Annotated in this window: 15 protein-coding genes; 11 read left to right on the top strand and 4 right to left on the bottom strand. The window is 40.6% G+C overall.

Annotated features, from left to right (window positions below; all coding sequences use genetic code 11):
• Positions 1-37 precede the first annotated feature (37 nt).
• Positions 38-649, bottom strand: coding sequence for a DedA family protein (locus F908_RS11065; RefSeq protein WP_005161771.1), 612 nt, complete (start codon positions 647-649; stop codon positions 38-40).
• 145 nt (positions 650-794) lie between these two features.
• Positions 795-1,727, bottom strand: coding sequence for an oxygen-dependent tRNA uridine(34) hydroxylase TrhO (locus F908_RS11060; protein ID WP_005161768.1), 933 nt, complete (start codon positions 1,725-1,727; stop codon positions 795-797).
• Between the two features lie 109 nt (positions 1,728-1,836).
• Between F908_RS11060 and F908_RS11055 the strand changes: the two genes are divergently transcribed.
• The gene (locus F908_RS11055; protein ID WP_005161766.1) at positions 1,837-2,328 is read left to right on the top strand and encodes a DUF1289 domain-containing protein; all 492 of its coding nucleotides are present in this window, start codon (positions 1,837-1,839) and stop codon (positions 2,326-2,328) included.
• A gap of 1 nt (position 2,329) precedes the next feature.
• Here the strand turns inward: F908_RS11055 and F908_RS11050 are convergent, their stop codons facing one another.
• A complete protein-coding gene (locus tag F908_RS11050) occupies positions 2,330-2,980 on the bottom strand; it encodes a DUF2306 domain-containing protein (protein WP_005161764.1) in 651 nt (216 codons plus the stop codon).
• A 69-nt stretch (positions 2,981-3,049) separates the two neighbouring features.
• On the opposite strand from F908_RS11050, the gene F908_RS11045 reads away from it, so the two are divergent.
• Complete coding sequence (locus F908_RS11045) at positions 3,050-3,715, top strand: YARHG domain-containing protein (RefSeq protein WP_005161761.1); 666 nt, start codon at positions 3,050-3,052, stop codon at positions 3,713-3,715.
• A 72-nt stretch (positions 3,716-3,787) separates the two neighbouring features.
• Here F908_RS11045 and gltA read toward each other — a convergent pair whose 3' ends face one another.
• Positions 3,788-5,062 (bottom strand): citrate synthase, encoded by a 1,275-nt coding sequence (gene gltA / locus F908_RS11040; RefSeq protein ID WP_005161757.1) that lies wholly within the window; start codon positions 5,060-5,062, stop codon positions 3,788-3,790.
• Between the two features lie 900 nt (positions 5,063-5,962).
• On the opposite strand from gltA, the gene sdhC reads away from it, so the two are divergent.
• The 9 genes from sdhC to sucD all read left to right on the top strand — a co-directional run bounded on the left by sdhC (position 5,963) and on the right by sucD (position 17,875).
• Complete coding sequence (gene sdhC / locus F908_RS11035) at positions 5,963-6,364, top strand: succinate dehydrogenase, cytochrome b556 subunit (protein WP_018676974.1); 402 nt, start codon at positions 5,963-5,965, stop codon at positions 6,362-6,364.
• Positions 6,364-6,729, top strand: a complete 366-nt coding sequence (gene sdhD, locus F908_RS11030; protein WP_004664449.1) for a succinate dehydrogenase, hydrophobic membrane anchor protein — start codon at positions 6,364-6,366, stop codon at positions 6,727-6,729. The genes sdhC and sdhD overlap by 1 nt, the downstream gene beginning before the upstream one ends.
• A gap of 12 nt (positions 6,730-6,741) precedes the next feature.
• Positions 6,742-8,637: a succinate dehydrogenase flavoprotein subunit gene (sdhA, locus tag F908_RS11025; protein WP_004664448.1), complete on the top strand. Its 1,896-nt coding sequence runs from the start codon at positions 6,742-6,744 to the stop codon at positions 8,635-8,637.
• Between the two features lie 14 nt (positions 8,638-8,651).
• Complete coding sequence (locus F908_RS11020) at positions 8,652-9,362, top strand: succinate dehydrogenase iron-sulfur subunit (RefSeq protein WP_005161752.1); 711 nt, start codon at positions 8,652-8,654, stop codon at positions 9,360-9,362.
• A gap of 740 nt (positions 9,363-10,102) precedes the next feature.
• Positions 10,103-12,943, top strand: a complete 2,841-nt coding sequence (locus F908_RS11015; RefSeq protein ID WP_005161748.1) for a 2-oxoglutarate dehydrogenase E1 component — start codon at positions 10,103-10,105, stop codon at positions 12,941-12,943.
• Entirely contained in the window at positions 12,943-14,139 is a 1,197-nt protein-coding gene (odhB, locus tag F908_RS11010) for a 2-oxoglutarate dehydrogenase complex dihydrolipoyllysine-residue succinyltransferase (RefSeq protein ID WP_005161745.1), read from the top strand. Before F908_RS11015 ends, odhB begins: the two co-directional genes overlap by 1 nt.
• 96 nt (positions 14,140-14,235) lie before the next feature.
• Entirely contained in the window at positions 14,236-15,669 is a 1,434-nt protein-coding gene (gene lpdA / locus F908_RS11005; RefSeq protein ID WP_005161743.1) for a dihydrolipoyl dehydrogenase, read from the top strand.
• 136 nt (positions 15,670-15,805) lie between these two features.
• Positions 15,806-16,972 carry an ADP-forming succinate--CoA ligase subunit beta gene (gene sucC, locus F908_RS11000; protein ID WP_005161739.1) on the top strand — a complete coding sequence of 389 codons (1,167 nt, stop codon included), beginning with the start codon at positions 15,806-15,808 and terminating at the stop codon, positions 16,970-16,972.
• Between the two features lie 12 nt (positions 16,973-16,984).
• The gene (gene sucD / locus F908_RS10995; RefSeq protein WP_003655479.1) at positions 16,985-17,875 is read left to right on the top strand and encodes a succinate--CoA ligase subunit alpha; all 891 of its coding nucleotides are present in this window, start codon (positions 16,985-16,987) and stop codon (positions 17,873-17,875) included.
• The last annotated feature ends 44 nt before the right edge of the window (positions 17,876-17,919 follow it).

The following is a 17,919-nucleotide window of genomic DNA, read 5'->3' as shown; positions in this document are numbered from 1 at the left end:
TCAGTATCCATTTAAATAGAGTTGAAAATGTCATCTACTATTTTTTTGATAAATAGAATTTTTTGATTAAAAGCCAAAGTACGTATGCTATTGCAATAACTAAAATAATAGTGCCAATACGCTGTGTAATAGCACTCATCAATGCTGGATTTTCACTAAAATGATAACCAATATAGGCAAGTAGGGTGGTCCAAAGGATTGTACCTGCAGCACTGTAAGCCATGAATTTACTAAAAGGCATTTTGCTCATACCTGCTGGGATACTAATTAAAGAGCGAACTGCAGGTACCATACGACCAAAAAAAACGATCCTATGCCCATATTTTTCAAACCAAGCCAATGATTTTTCAAGATCAGTAACACTAATACGTAGGTATTTTCCGTAGCGTTCGACAAGAGTAAAAAGGTGGTGTTGCGGAATTTTTCTACCAATCCAATACAGTAATGCCGCGGCTAGGAGTGAGCCGATACTACCAGCAATAATCACTCCGATTAAAGTCAGTTCACCTTTTGCCGCGGTATAGCCTGCGGATGGCATAATGATTTCGGATGGAATTGGTGGGAAAATATTATCAAGAAACATTAAAAATGCGATACCCAAGTATCCTAGTTTCTCCATGATGGATAATACCCAGTCTTCCAGTCCCATAGCGCCTAAATATGATTTGTGAGTTAGGGGTTAGAATAATGCTTGTCTAAATAACTCTCAATGATGTATTGGTTAATAATTTTGATGATTAAAATAAAAAAGCCTTAGTTTGAGCTAAGGCTTTCTATTAAATCTTTATACTTATTTATAGGCGTTTGCGTTTTGCCGCTGCAATTTGTGACTGACGCATACGGAAGCCAGCTTTTTGTTTATCCGTAGTTTTATCAATACAGTAAACACAAGACACACCGTGTTCATAGCTTGGTAATTCAGCTTCAACCTTAGTAAGCGGCCATCCACAAGCGTGACACTTAATATTTTCACCTTCTTCAACGCCGTGAGTCACCGCAGTACGACCATCAAATACGAAGCATTCACCTTCCCACATACTTTCTTCGGCAGGGGTTTCTTCTAGATATTTTAAAATACCGCCTTTGAGATGATAAACTTCCTTAAAGCCTTCTTGAAGAAGGAGAGAAGTTGATTTCTCGCAACGAATACCGCCCGTACAGAACATCGCAATTTTTTTGTCTTTGTGCTGCTCAAGGTTTTGTTTTACATATTCAGGAAATTCACGGAATGTTTCCGTTTTGGGATCGATTGCACCCTTGAATGTACCCGCTTTGTATTCATAGTCATTACGAGTGTCGATCAGGATCACGTCATCACGGCTAATCAGCTCATTCCACTCTTTAGGATCAAGATAATGGCCAACCAAATCACGTGGCTTAACGTCGACACCTAAAGTGACAATTTCATTTTTAAGTTTAATTTTCATTTTACGGAATGGTTTTTCAGAGCTTTCAGACTCTTTATATTCCATTGCAGTAAAACCTTCGTTCAAGAGGAATTGGTGCACTGTGTCAATTGCTGCACGGTCGCCAGCAACAGTACCATTAATTCCTTCAGAAGCGACAATCAGAGTTCCACATAAATTGATGCCATTCACTAAGTCCAGAAGACGTTTTTGCAGATCGGCTGCATCCGCAACTTCTTTAAATTGATATAGTGCCGCAACAACCCAATTATTGGTCGCTTGCTGTTCTACAGGTGCAAGCTGTTCTACAGTAGCGTTCATGGATAACTCCAAATGTATTAAGATAGAAAAATAAGGCGCACATTTTAGCGCGAAATCTGAAAATAAGCGAGAAAGCCATAAAAAAAATATGGTTTTAGAGGAATAAGTTTTGAGTAATGATCGTCGAATTCCATCATTGACCCCCTGTGCAGGACGTTGCTCAACGGTATTTGGTGATCTGGTGTGTCGTGGTTGTCGACGTTTTAATCATGAAGTGATTCAGTGGAACACCTATACGCCTGAACAGCGGTTGGTGGTCTGGAAGCGTCTGGATGCACAACTGGACCAGATATTGGTGCCATTGTTGCCCAATGCCAGTCTCCAGCATGTCGAGGGCTTTATCCACGGCAAGCACATTCGTATTCTGGAAAGCGCAAGTGCTGGGCGTAAGCTGTATCATGCTTTAAAAGTCTGTGAGAAAAATAAGCATTTGGCACAGGAAAGTGGACTTGGAATTTCCCACACGCAGGTAAAGGGGGTCTGGGATGAGTTTGAACGACGTGTTTTGGCTTTAGCCAAGGCAAGCTATGAACTGGCCTGGCTGCGTGCCGATGGGATCAGTACAAACCTATTGCGTGCCCTAGAAGAGGATGAGCTCTAATTCACTTTTTTCTGATGCTGAGTCGGTAAATAATCAACTCTGCAAGAAGTAGATTGATTGTCCAGCCCAGCCACGCTTCCAGTTGATAAATATGCAGTGGTGTAAGCCAATCCCAATAGGGTTGAATTTGGTAAAGTGCAAGTTTCCATGTTCTTAAGCTTAATGCAGATAATGCTAAAGCAAAACTTCGAATCATCCAGTTACGATGTGCAATCCATTTTTTTTCAAAAGCATAATAAAGTGCAAATAGGGTACTTGTTCCCCATAATAATCCAAGAATCACAAAGCAGATTTGAGTACTTAGACCTCCATTTGCTGAGATTGCAAGAATGAAGCCGCTAGGCAAGGCGGCTCCAAGTGTTGCAATAATATAAAGCCAGCCCGCATAGCGATGTAAACGTGGTGTGTTGTTACGAATTGAATGTGAGAATTGGGTAAAACCCGCCAATAATACCAAGCTGCTAGTGATAACATGAATTTGAAATGCAAAGCGCCAAGGCTGAGAGTGTACGACATCTTGCTTAAGAACTAAAAAATTGGTGCTATCCGACCAAGGGAAATAATTCAGGCAGATTTTAAGCATTAACCAAGATAGATAGCCGAAAACTAATATGATGATCAATTGAGAGAATCGGTTGAGTATTTTCCACATAAATATTGATCACTGATATGCTGTGCAAGCAAAATAATTTAAATAGTCTTTTTAGATGAGAACATTAAAATGAATAAGCCTAAACAATTATTAATTGCGATTGCTATTTTATCAAGCACTCCGCTGACTTTAGCACAGCCCGCTCAAATAGCACCTTCATGGACAGGGTTGTATAACGATGAACAAAAAATTTCTTTGTTTATGCAGCAAAAAGGTAATGATGTTAATGGTTATAGTGTTTTGAATGGTAAGCAACTAAATTTTAAAGGGAAAATTAAGCAAACTGATTCAAATTATACATTAACCTTGAATGAGGTTGGGCAAGGTGTGGATGTTGGTCGATTCGTATTGAATTATAAGGGGAATACTTCACCGATTGAAGCGCAATGGTTGTCTGTAAGTCAAACGGTAAAACCTAAATTTTTTAGTTTAAATGCACAGCAATGTAAATATGCAAAAGGGCAAGGTGAATTTCCTGATGCTTCGGTGCGTTTGTTGAAAGATGCTGATTTACAAGTGCCTTTAGGGCAGTTGCAATATATGCGTAATGAAATTTATGCACGTCATGGTTATGCTTTTCAGAATAAAAATTGGGCAACTACATTTTCGCAATATGATTGGTATATGCCTTGCTATACCAATGTGGATACACGTCTAACTCAAATTGAAAAAGAAAATATCAGGCGGATTAAAATGGTCGAACCTTATGCAAAAGATATAGATTGGGGGCGTTAAGATATTTCTATTTTTTGTGCATAAAAAAGCTGCCATTTGGCAGCTTTTTTAACATTAATTTTAAAAATAAAATTAACGTTTGATGTCGCGTTGAGTCGAGCCTGTGTAAAGCTGACGTGGACGACCGATCTTGTAAGGACCGCTGTGCATTTCTAACCAGTGGCTGATCCAACCAACAGTACGTGCAAGAGCGAAAATTACAGTAAACATTTCTGTTGGGATACCAATCGCTTTTAAGATGATACCTGAGTAGAAGTCTACGTTCGGGTAAAGCTTACGCTCTACGAAGTACGGGTCGTTCAATGCAATACGCTCAAGTTCCATAGCAAGCTGCAATTGTGGATCATTGATGCCTAATGCTTCAAGAACTTCGTCACAAGTTTGCTTCATTACTTTAGCGCGAGGGTCAAAGTTTTTGTAAACGCGGTGACCGAAGCCCATAAGCTTCACTTCTTTACGTTTTACTTTTTCCATGAATTCAGCAACGTTTTCAACGCTACCAATTTCATCTAACATTTTAAGTACAGCTTCGTTTGCACCACCGTGAGCAGGTCCCCAAAGTGCAGAGATACCAGCAGAGATACATGCATATGGGTTCGCACCAGTAGAACCAGCAAGACGAACTGTAGACGTAGATGCATTTTGCTCGTGGTCAGCATGAAGCGTAAAGATACGATCCATTGCACGTGCAAGAACAGGATTTACTTTGTAGTCACGATCAGCAGGAGTAGCAAACATCATGTGCAAGAAGTTTTCTGCATAACCTAAGTCATTACGTGGGTAAATGAATGGTTGACCTACAGTGTACTTGTAGCTCCACGCTGCAAGCGTAGGGATTTTCGCGATTAAGCGAATTGCAGTAATTTCACGATGGTTAACATCTTCGATGTCTAAACCGTTGTGATAAAACGCAGATAATGCACCTACTACACCAACCATGATTGCCATAGGGTGAGCATCACGACGGAAACCATTGAAGAAACGGCTTACTTGGTCATGAACCATAGTGTGGTTGCGAACTTTAGCATCAAATTCTGCTTTCTGTTCAGCATTTGGAAGCTCGCCATTTAATAATAAGTAGCAAGTTTCTAAATAGTCTGCTTGAGTCGCTAATTGATCAATCGGATAGCCACGGTGTAATAACACACCTTTGTCACCATCAATGAATGTGATCTTAGATTCGCAAGCAGCTGTCGCCATAAAACCAGGATCGAAAGTAAAATGACCAGATGCTAATACATCTTTAACGTCAATTACATCTGGGCCCAATGTGCCGCTGTAAATTGGTAATTCAATTTCTTTGCCATCAAGCTGTAATACGGCTTTTTTGCCAGTTGCTGCAGACATTCAATAGATCTCCTGTCCTGGTGAATGATTATCTGACTCGAAATCCTAATCTTGTCATGTGCGAATCAGACGGTGTCAAAATTTGCTATAAGATTAGTGGCTACTAAAATTTTGTCAATTATACTTAGGGATAAAAAACAACGTTATTGCAGTCAATTAGTCATTTAGTATCAAAGAAAAAATTGAGTAAAATCACAGCATCGGTCGAGTATAATATGTCAAATCAGGTTTGAGGTGCATAAAAAAAATGAAGCACCAGTACAATTGTAAGTAAATTTTTATCCGAGTTATATTTTGGTGCTTAAAAAATAAATACTTACCACAATTCAAAAGCCTATATATCTCAGGGTTTAGAATTAACTATCCATTAAAAAACAGATTAAAAGTTTTATATATTGAGTCATAATTGATTCATTATGGTGCGATTAACTGTATAAAAAATAGCTTATTTTTTATGAGTAACTGGTGTGAGGAAACAGATTGTTGATCCCTGATATTTAATATATAAATGAGGGGTATTATTTTCGCCTATATTTAATATTGTATTTTTTGATTAATTTTTAGACATTAAGTGGAGTGTTATTGAAATATATTAGAAATAATTTTGACAAAAAATTTAGTAAACTAAAAAATAATAACTCATATTTTATTTTTATATAACAGTAATATATTGGGTTTTATCGCAGTTTCCAACGCAGCTTAAACACGCATTAAATGTGAATGATTCTTATTTCATTGTATTTTCGACTAAAGCGAAAACTGATTGTTTGTATTTTGATATTTCACGTTTTATAATTCGTTGTCGTTATATAGGTTAGGCGTGCATTATGCTTGCCTGACTATGCCAGCTTTCCTTTGAATTAATTCAAACAAACTCCGGATGGAGTTTCTACCTACAGGATGCCCGCTGTGAAAAGCAACAGACCTGTCAATTTGTCCATGGGTCAGGTGTTAGCGGTAAATTTACGCTCACCCGTGGCTATTGCATCAATTCTACACCGTTTATCAGGTGTAATCGTTTTCTTATTAGTCGCTGTTCTTTTATGGATTTTGGATAAATCTTTATCTTCACCAGAAGGATTTGACTACGTTAAAAATGTCGTTTTCGGAAATATCTGTGTACGTTTTATCGTATGGGTATTTGTAGCTGGCTTAATTTTTCACTTCATTGCTGGGGTAAAGCATTTACTTGCTGATCTCGGTTTTGCTGAGGAACTTCAAAGCGGTCGTATCGCAGCTACTATTTCATTGATCTTGTCTGCGATTGGTATTCTCGCGGCATTTGTATGGATTATGTTCTGATGAAAAGTGCTACAGGTTTAACAGGTTCAGGTTCTCGCGATTGGTATATCCAACGTGTCAGTGCTGTAGTTTTGGCTGCTTACACTGTGGTGATGTTCGGTTGGATCTTGTGTAATAGCGGATTCGGTTACGAACAGTGGGCTGGCTTTATGTTGACTCTACCAATGAAGATTTTCTCTTTATTGGCAGTATTGTCACTTGTTGCTCATGCTTGGATTGGTATGTGGCAAGTCTTTACTGATTATGTAACGACTCGTCAAATGGGTCCTTCGGCTTCAGGTTTACGCCTTGTACTCACTACAGCTGTCATTATTTCAGTGTTCGTGTACGCAATCTGGGGTATCCAGATTTTCTGGGCAAATTGATAGGAAGAGATCATGGGCGCAATTAACCCTAAAGAAGATTATTCAAATATTCAAAACCTCACTTTCGATGCAGTTATTGTTGGTGGTGGTGGTTCTGGTATGCGTGCTTCTTACCAACTTGCTCAAGCTGGTTTAAAAGTTGCAGTATTGACCAAAGTATTCCCGACACGTTCGCATACTGTTGCTGCTCAAGGCGGTATTGGTGCATCGTTAGGTAACATGCAAGAAGATAACTGGCATTATCACTTCTATGACACGGTTAAAGGTTCGGATTGGTTAGGCGATCAGGACGCAATCGAGTTCATGACACGTGAAGCGCCAAAAGTTGTTTATGAGCTTGAACACTTAGGTATGCCGTTTGACCGTAACGAAGATGGTACGATCTATCAGCGTCCATTTGGTGGTCACTCTGCAAACTACGGTGAAAAAGCTGTACCACGTGCGTGTGCTGCTGCTGACCGTACAGGTCATGCATTACTTCATACTTTGTATCAAAGTAACGTAAAAATGGGTACTCAGTTTTACGTTGAATGGATTGCATTAGACTTAATCCGTAACGAAGCGGGTGATGTTCTTGGTGTAACCGCAATCGACCAAGAAACAGGTAACATTGCAGTATTCCAAGCGAAAGCGACTTTATTTGCTACTGGTGGTGCTGGTCGTGTTTATCGTGCATCAACCAATGCTTATATCAACACTGGTGACGGTCTTGGTATGGCTGCTCGCGCAGGTATTCCATTACAAGATATGGAATTCTGGCAATTCCACCCAACGGGTGTTGCGGGTGCGGGCGTATTGTTAACTGAAGGTTGTCGTGGTGAAGGTGGTATCCTTCGTAACAAAGACGGCGAGCCATTCATGGAACGTTATGCTCCAACTTTAAAAGACTTGGCGCCACGTGACTTCGTATCACGTTCAATGGACCAAGAAATTAAAGAAGGTCGTGGTTGTGGTCCTAAGGCGGATTATATCTTGTTAGATATGACGCATTTGGGTGCTGAAACGATTATGAAACGTCTACCATCTGTATTTGAGATTGGTAAGAAGTTCGCAAACGTTGACTGTACCAAAGAGCCTATTCCAGTTGTACCAACAATCCATTATCAAATGGGTGGTATTCCTACGAATATTCATGGTCAAGTGGTTGTGCCACACGGTGTTGAAGAGGGTGAATTCTCTGCGCACTATGATAAAGATACCAAAGAGTATTCTTATAAAGGTACACGTGACTATGTGAAACCAGTAAAAGGTTTCTATGCGATCGGTGAATGTTCTTGCGTATCAGTACATGGTGCAAACCGTTTAGGTACAAACTCCCTTCTTGACCTTGTGGTATTTGGTAAAGCAGCGGGTGAACACATCATTGACTACGTGACTAAACATCATGGTGATGACTATCAACCGCTTCCGACTGATGTGTTGGAAAACACATTAAAGCGTATTCGTAAGTTAGATGATTCAACCACGGGTGAAAACGCGCAAGAAGTTGCTGATGCAATCCGTGACATCGTACAAGATCACGCAGGTGTATTCCGTACTCAAGCATTGCTTGACAAAGGCGTAAAAGAAATTCTTGCGATTGAGCCACGTGTTCGTAACATTCATTTGAAAGACAAATCTAAAGTATTTAACACTGCACGTGTTGAAGCATTGGAAGTTGAAAACTTGTATGAAGTTGCGAAAGCGACTCTAATTTCTGCTGCTGCACGTAAAGAATGTCGTGGTGCGCATACAGTTGTTGACTATGAGTTAGCACCTGATCACCCAACTTATTCATACGGTCGCCGTGATGATGAGTGGATGAAGCATACTTTATGGTATTCATCAGACAACCGTCTTGAATATAAGCCGGTACGTTTCAGCCCATTAACGGTTGAAGCAATTGAACCTAAGCCACGTACATTCTAATCGGGAGAACAAAGATGAGTAGAGGTACTCGTACATTCGAAATCTACCGCTATGATCCTGATAAGGATAAAGCGCCGTACATGCAAACTTTCAAACTTGAGTTAACCGATAAGCACCGTATGTTGCTTGATGCGTTACTTGCGTTGAAAGTGCAAGATGAGTCATTAACATTCCGTCGCTCTTGCCGTGAAGGTATTTGTGGTTCGGATGGTGTGAACATCAATGGTAAAAATGGTTTAGCGTGCTTGTGGAACTTGAACGATTTACCAGAGAAGATTGTGATCCGTCCTTTACCTGGTTTACCAGTGGTAAAAGATTTGGTTGTAGACATGAACCAGTTCTATGATCAATATGACAAGATCCAACCGTTCTTGATTAACAATCAGCCTGCACCAGCAAAAGAGCGTTTACAGTCTCAAGCAGATCGTGAACATCTTGATGGTTTGTATGAATGTATTCTATGTGCATGTTGTTCAACATCATGCCCATCATTCTGGTGGAACCCTGATAAATTCCTCGGACCATCTGCATTGCTAAATGCTTATCGCTTTATCATTGACTCTCGTGATACCGCAACACAAGAGCGTTTGGCTCGTTTAGACGACCCATTCTCTTTGTTCCGTTGTAAAGGGATCATGAACTGTGTATCAGTTTGTCCTAAAGGTTTAAACCCGACGAAGGCAATTGGTCACATTCGTAATATGTTGTTAGACCAAGCTGGTTAATACAGTTTTCTGACATGTGAAAAGGGAACTTTTTAAAAGTTCCCTTTTTTATTTTGTTTAAATCCTTTTTTGTGTTGGGAGGTGCAAGGCTTATTATCGAGTCCTTAAAAAATATTATTGAGTGTTGAAATTTATAAATTTTGAGCTTAATAAAAATGACTTGGATGAATAGGAAAAATGAATGATCTATTTTTAGGCGCTCTGCATAATGTTTGTGCAAGAATTGTAGAAAATCTTTAACTTTGGTCGATAAGGGTGCAACAATTATAAAAAGGGCGGTATATTAGAATATAATTAAGAATGTGTATTTCGCTGCTTTATAGATGGTATGTGTCAAAAAAATCAATTCGTACATGAGAACATGTTACGATTTCTGCCACGACCTGAAGCAAAAAATAAGCATATTCCTGATGTTATATCGCTCTAATGCTTGCCAATTGTATGGATATAGTTTGGGTTAAAGTCAATTTAGAAAAGTTAATATTTTTGTTAATTTTTCTAAAATGGTTTGCAAAAAATTGCTCGATTTCATCGAGTATAAGGATGAGTTATGTGCTTTGAATTGAAAGTGCATAGCTCATTTATTACATCAAAAGGAATACTCCTGATGTGTAGTGATAATGTCTCAAGGTTGGATGATCTTGAGTAGTAGTGTCATGTTACCAATTTGATACTATGAATCATGGGTGTGCTTAAAAGGCAACCTGTATTATTTTTTGCAATAGGAAATGGGTCCAAAAATGCAAGAAGTTGCTGACGCACTGCGTCTTGACACTGAACTTTCCGCTGATAGTGCAGCGTATATTGAAGAGCTTTACGAACAGTACCTAACTTCTCCAACCTCAGTGTCAGAGGATTGGCGTGAATATTTCGATAAATACCCTAAAGGTGATCAACCACACGGCAGTGTGCGCGAGCAATTCCTCCTTTTGGGGCGTAATTCAAACCGAGTTCAACCTGTTGTACAAAGCACTGTAAGTACAGAACATGAGCGTCGTCAAATTGGTGTATTACAACTGATTGCTGCTTATCGTAACCGTGGTCATCAAAAAGCCAAACTTGATCCATTAGGCCTTGCGAAACGCGAAGAAGTTCCAGATCTTGATTTATCTGCACACGGTTTAACCAAATCTGATTTAGATACTGTATTTAATACAGGTAACCTCGCAATTGGTAAAGCAGAAGCAACATTGTCTGAAATGGTTGAATCCATGGAAGCAATTTACTGCTCTTCAATCGGTGCGGAATACATGCATATCGTCGACACCAAAGAAAAGCGTTGGATTCAACAACGTTTGGAAGGTGCTCGCGGTAAATTCAACTATACCAATGATCAGAAAAAAGGTTTTCTTGAGCGTTTAACCGCTGCGGAAGGCTTAGAGAAATATCTTGGTAATAAATTCGTTGGTGCAAAACGTTTTGGTGTAGAAGGCGGTGAGTCTTTTATTCCAATGATGAATGAAATCATTCAACGTGCAGGCAGTGTCGGTTGTAAAGAAGTTGTGATCGGGATGCCACACCGTGGTCGTCTCAACCTTCTTGTGAACATCATGGGTAAAAATCCAGCGGATCTTTTTGGTGAATTTGAAGGCAAGAGCCTACATAAAAAAGGTTCTGGTGACGTTAAGTATCACCAAGGTTTCTCTTCAAACGTAATGACTCCGGGTGGCGAAGTTCACTTAGCATTGGCGTTTAACCCATCGCACTTAGAGATCGTTGGCCCAGTTGTTGAAGGTTCGGTTCGTGCACGTCAAGTTCGTCGTAAAGATATTGGCGGCGATGACGTTCTTCCAGTGATTGTACATGGTGATGCTGCATTTGCGGGTCAAGGTGTAAACCAAGAAACCTTCCAAATGTCACAAACACGTGGTTACACAGTGGGCGGTACCGTTCACATCGTGATCAATAACCAAGTGGGCTTCACAACTTCTGATCCGCGCGATACACGTTCTACAGAGTATTGTACTGACGTTGCGAAGATGATTCAGGCGCCGATTTTCCATGTGAATGGTGATGATCCTGAAGCTGTGATTTTCGTAACTCAGCTTGCACATGATTTCCGTCATACTTTCCGTAAAGATGTCATCTTAGACTTGTTCTGCTACCGCCGTCGTGGTCATAACGAAGCGGATGAACCATCTGCAACTCAACCATTGATGTATCAAGTGATCAACAAGAAAGCAACAACACGTACGTTGTATGCTGATCAATTGGTTCAAGAAAAAGTGCTTGATCGTGCAAGTGCTGATGCCATGGTTGAAGGTTATCGCTCTGACTTAGAGGCAGGTAATCATGTTGCAAATGCTTTAGTTCGTGAACCAAACAAAAAAATGTTTGTAGATTGGTCGCCATATTTAGGTCATGAATACACAGATATTTGGGATACAACTTTTAGCATCGATCGTCTAAAAGAACTTGGTTTGAAAATGAATACATTACCAGAAGGTTTTGTATTACAACGTCAAGTTCAGAAAGTGATCGAAGATCGCGTGAAGATGCAAACAGGTGAAATGCCACTGAACTGGGGTGCTGCTGAAACTTTAGCTTATGCATCTTTGCTTGACGATGGCTTCCTTGTGCGTATCACGGGTGAAGACGTGGGGCGTGGTACATTCTCGCACCGTCATGCCAAATTACATAACCAAGTCGATGGTTCGGTTTATATTCCACTTTGCCATATTAAAGAAAATCAGCCTCGTACTGCGGTCTATGACTCTTTGTTGTCAGAAGAAGCAGTGCTTGCATTTGAATACGGCTATTCAACGACATTGCCAAAAAGCTTAATCGTTTGGGAAGCTCAATTTGGTGACTTCGCAAACTGTGCACAAGTTGTTATTGACCAATTTATCGCTTCGGGTGAAACCAAGTGGGAGCGTGTGTGTGGTCTAACCATGTTGTTACCACACGGTTATGAAGGTCAAGGTCCAGAGCATTCATCTGCACGTTTAGAGCGTTTCTTACAGCTTTGCGCTGAAGACAATATGCAAGTGATGACACCGACAACACCAGCACAGATTTTCCATGCATTGCGTCGTCAAGCGGTTCGTCCGATTCGTAAGCCAATGATTGTAATGTCACCAAAATCATTACTCCGTCATAAACTTGCGACTTCAACTTTAGATGAATTAGCAAACGGTTCATTCCAAACCGTGATTGATGAAGTTGATCAAATCAATAAAGCTGATGTGACTCGTTTAGTTCTTTGTGGTGGTAAGGTTTATTACGATTTACTGGAAAAACGTCGTGAGCTTGGTCTAAACCATATTGCGATCGTTCGTATCGAACAATTGTATCCATACCCAGAACAACGCTTAGCTGAGGTTATGGCTCAGTATCCAAACATTCAAGAACTTGTTTGGGCACAAGAAGAGCCGAAGAACCAAGGTGCTTGGTTATTTATCGTTCCTCGTTTATATGAAGACGTTCTTAAATCAGGTAAACAAATTCGTATTAGCTATGCTGGTCGTGACGCATCTGCCGCACCTGCTTGTGGCTCGCCATACTTGCATGCAAAACAACAAGCTCAGCTTATCAATGACGCACTTGCGATTGAAGTTGAACAATCAGGAGATTCTAAATAATGGCAACCGAAATTAAAGCACCGGTATTTCCAGAGTCAGTTGCTGACGGTACGATCGCAACTTGGCATAAGAAAGTAGGTGAACCTGTATCACGTGATGAAGTGATCTGTGACATTGAAACCGATAAAGTTGTTTTAGAAGTGGTTGCTCCAGCTGATGGTAGCTTAGTTGCAATCATCAAAGGTGAAGGCGATACAGTTCTTTCTGACGAAGTGATTGCTCAATTCGAAACTGGTGCTGTTGCTGCCGCTGCTCCTGAAGCTGCTGCACCAGCAGAAGCGGCGCCTGCTGCATCTGCCCCTGCGGCAGCTGCATCGACTCAAGCAGTTGATCAAAACCAAGCGCCTGCAGTTCGTAAAGCATTATCTGAAACTGGTATCAATGCTGCTGACGTTCAAGGTACAGGCCGTGGTGGTCGCATCACTAAAGAAGATGTTGCTAGCCATCAAGCTAAACCTGCTGCATCAGTTCAACCATTAAGCGTTGCTGTAGGCGAGCGTATTGAGAAACGTGTTCCAATGACACGTTTACGTAAGCGTGTTGCTGAGCGTTTATTGGCTGCGACACAACAAACTGCAATGTTAACCACGTTCAACGAAGTGAACATGAAGCCAATCATGGAAATGCGTAAGCAATATAAAGATGCTTTCGAAAAACGTCATGGTGCACGTTTAGGCTTTATGTCTTTCTTCGTTAAAGCGGCAACTGAAGCGTTAAAACGCTACCCAGCTGTAAACGCTTCTATCGATGGCGACGATATCGTATATCACGGTTTCTATGACATCGGTGTAGCTGTTTCTTCGGACCGTGGTCTAGTTGTGCCAATCCTTCGTGATACAGATCGTATGAACTACGCTGAAGTTGAAGGTGGTATTGCTGCATATGCTGCTAAAGCACGTGAAGGCAAATTGTCGATCGAAGAAATGACGGGTGGTACGTTCACGATCACGAACGGCGGTACTTTCGGTTCATTGCTTTCAACGCCTATTCTAAACCAGCCACAAACTGCAATCTTGGGGATGCATAAAATCCAAGAACGTCCTATGGCGGTAAATGGTCAAGTTGAAATCTTGCCAATGATGTACTTAGCACTTTCTTATGACCACCGTTTAATCGATGGTAAAGAAGCTGTAGGTTTCCTTGTAACAATCAAAGAATTGTTAGAAGAGCCAGCTAAACTTATTCTTGACCTATAACTTATTATTTAAAAATCATCCCTAACTTTTCTTTAATTAAGAAAGTTCAATCCCCTTAATCAAAAGGGGATTTAGGGAGATTGATTGGAGATAAAAATGTCTCAACAGTTTGATCTTGTTGTTATTGGCGGTGGACCTGGTGGTTATGAAGCAGCAATCCGTGCTGCGCAACTAGGTTTTAAAGTTGCATGTATCGAAAAACGTATTCATAACGGTAAACCATCTTTGGGTGGTACATGTTTGAACGTAGGTTGTATCCCTTCTAAAGCGTTGCTTGACTCTTCTCATCGTTACGAAGCAACAGTTCATGAACTTGCTGAACACGGTATCACGACTGGTGAAGTTAAATTTGATTTAGATGCTTTGTTAGCACGTAAAGACAAAGTTGTAGATCAATTGACGGGTGGTGTTGCGCAATTACTGAAAGGTAATGGTATCGAGTGGTTACAAGGTACGGGTAAATTACTTGCAGGTAAAAAAGTAGAATTCACACCGTTTGAAGGTGAAGTACAGGTTTTAGAACCTAAATATGTCATTCTTGCGACGGGTTCTGTACCTGTAAATATTCCAGTAGCTCCAGTTGATGAAGACTTAATCGTTGATTCTACTGGTGCATTAAAATTCCCAGAAGTTCCTAAACGTCTTGGTGTGATTGGTGCAGGTGTTATTGGTTTAGAACTTGGTTCTGTATGGCGTCGCCTTGGTTCAGAAGTTGTTGTGTTTGAAGCATTAGATGCTTTCTTACCAATGGCAGACAAAGCATTGGCGAAGGAATATCAAAAAATCTTGAAAAAACAAGGTTTAGATATTCGCATCGGTGCTAAAGTCTCAGGTGCTGAAACCAATGGTCGCGAAGTAACGGTAAAATATAACCAAGCTGGCGAAGACAAAGAACAAGTTTTTGACAAGTTAATCGTGTGTGTAGGTCGTAAGGCATATGCAGAAGGTTTATTGGCAGAAGATTCTGGCATTAAATTGACTGAACGTGGTTTGGTTGATGTGAATGATCAGTGCCAAACATCTGTTGAAGGTGTTTACGCGATTGGTGACTTGGTACGCGGTCCAATGCTTGCTCATAAAGCAATGGAAGAGGGCGTAATGGCAGTGGAACGTATTCACGGTCATGCTGCTCAAGTGAACTATGACACGATCATTAGCGTTATTTATACACATCCAGAAGCTGCTTGGGTTGGCTTAACTGAAGAACAAGCTGCTGAAAAAGGTCACGAAGTTAAAGCAGGTCAATTCCCGTTTGCGGTGAATGGTCGTGCGTTGGCTGCTGGTGATACTGCTGGTTTTGTGAAGTTCGTTGCTGATGCAAAAACTGACCGTTTATTAGGTATGCACGTTGTGGGTCCAAATGCATCTGATATCGTACATCAAGGTATGATCGCACTTGAATTTGTATCTTCAATTGAAGACCTACAATTAATGACTTTTGGTCATCCAACTTTCTCAGAAGTTGTACATGAAGCCGCGCTTGCTGTTGATGGTCGTGCCATCCACGCGATTCAACGTAAACGTAAATAACAAAATAAGTGTGGTTCGCCACACTTTTTAATTAATGATGGTTGAAATAAAAACAATCATTTACTCAACTTGTAACAGTCTATAATTTATAATATATCTAGACTGTATGACAATAAACTACATAGTAGGTAACTGAATGAACTTACATGAATATCAAGCTAAAGCATTATTGAAAAAATATGGTATGCCAGTACAGGAAGGTATCTTGGCAACAAATGCAGATGAAGCCGTTGCTGCGTTTGAACAGCTTGGTGGTAAATTTGCTGTAATGAAAGCACAAGTTCATGCTGGCGGCCGTGGTAAGGCTGGCGGTGTCAAAGTTGCGAAATCAAAAGAAGATGTTATCGAATTCGCAAACAATATTATTGGGACGCGTCTTGTAACGTATCAAACAGATGCAAATGGCCAACCAGTAAATAGTATTATTGTTGCTGAAGATGTATATCCAGTTGAGCGTGAGCTTTATTTGGGTGCGGTTGTCGACCGTTCTAGCCGTCGTATTACTTTCATGGCTTCTACCGAAGGTGGTGTAGAAATCGAGAAAGTTGCAGAAGAAACACCTGAAAAAATTATTAAAGTTGAAGTCGATCCACTTGTTGGCTTACAACCATTCCAAGCACGTGAAGTTGCATTTAAATTAGCATTAAAAGATAAACAAATCAGTCAATTTGTTAAAATCATGACAGCTGCATATCAAGCATTTGTAGAAAATGATTTTGCTTTATTTGAAATTAACCCACTTTCAGTACGTGAAAATGGTGAAATTTTGTGTGTTGATGCAAAAGTAGGCATTGACTCAAATGCGTTATACCGTTTACCAGAAGTTGCTGCTTTACGTGATAAATCTCAAGAGAATGAGCGTGAATTAAAAGCATCTGAATTTGATCTTAACTATGTTGCTCTAGAAGGTAACATTGGTTGTATGGTCAACGGTGCTGGTCTTGCAATGGCAACGATGGACATCATCAAACTTTATGGTGGTCAGCCTGCAAACTTCCTTGACGTTGGTGGCGGTGCAACCAAAGAGCGCGTAATCGAAGCGTTCAAAATCATTCTTGCTGATACGTCTGTTCAAGGTGTTTTAATCAACATCTTCGGTGGTATCGTACGTTGTGACATGATTGCTGAAGCGATTATTGCAGCGGTTCAGGAAGTAAACGTAACTGTACCAGTTGTTGTTCGTTTAGAAGGTAACAACGCTGAGTTAGGTGCGAAATTACTTGATGAATCTGGTTTGAAATTAATTTCTGCGAACGGTTTATCTGATGCCGCAGAAAAAGTTGTAGCTGCAGTGAAAGCGTAAGGAGTATCAATCATGAGCGTATTAATTAATAAAGACACTAAAGTATTGGTACAAGGTTTTACTGGTAAAAACGGTACTTTCCACTCTGCACAAGCTTTAGACTACGGTACAAAAGTTGTTGGTGGTGTTACTCCGGGTAAGGGTGGTACAACTCACCTTGACCTACCAGTATTCAACACGATGAAAGAAGCGGTACGTGAAACAAATGCGGATGCATCTGTCATCTATGTACCAGCACCATTCGTTTTAGACTCAATCGTTGAAGCTGTTGACTCAGGTGTTGGTTTAATCGTTGTGATCACTGAAGGTGTTCCAACCATCGACATGCTAAAAGCAAAACGCTACTTAGAAACTAACGGTAACGGTACTCGTTTAGTTGGTCCTAACTGCCCAGGCGTGATCACTCCGGGTGAATGTAAGATTGGTATTATGCCGGGTCACATTCACCAACCAGGTCGTATTGGTATCATCTCACGTTCAGGTACATTGACTTATGAAGCTGTTGCTCAAACAACTAAGCTTGGTTTAGGTCAGTCGACTTGTATCGGTATTGGTGGTGACCCAATTCCGGGTATGAATCAGATTGAAGCGCTTCAATTGTTCCAAGACGATCCGGATACTGATGCAATCATCATGATCGGTGAGATCGGTGGTACAGCGGAAGAAGAAGCTGCTGAATTCATCAAATCTAACGTGACTAAGCCTGTAGTCGGTTACATCGCTGGTGTAACTGCGCCTAAAGGTAAGCGTATGGGTCATGCTGGTGCGATCATTTCTGGTGGTCAAGGTACTGCTGAAGAGAAATTCGCTGCATTTGAACGTGCGGGAATGGCTTACACGCGTAGCCCAGCTGAGCTAGGTTCTACTATGTTGCAAGTGCTAAAAGAGAAAGGTTTGGCGTAATACGTTAGATTTTAATCTTTAAAAAAACCCCAATAGAAATATTG

The sequence above is a fragment of the Acinetobacter sp. NIPH 284 genome, from assembly GCF_000369425.1.
GTDB lineage: Bacteria > Pseudomonadota > Gammaproteobacteria > Pseudomonadales > Moraxellaceae > Acinetobacter.
The sequence above is the reverse complement of the archived record's forward strand: the minus strand, read 5'-3'. Positions and strand labels throughout refer to the sequence as shown.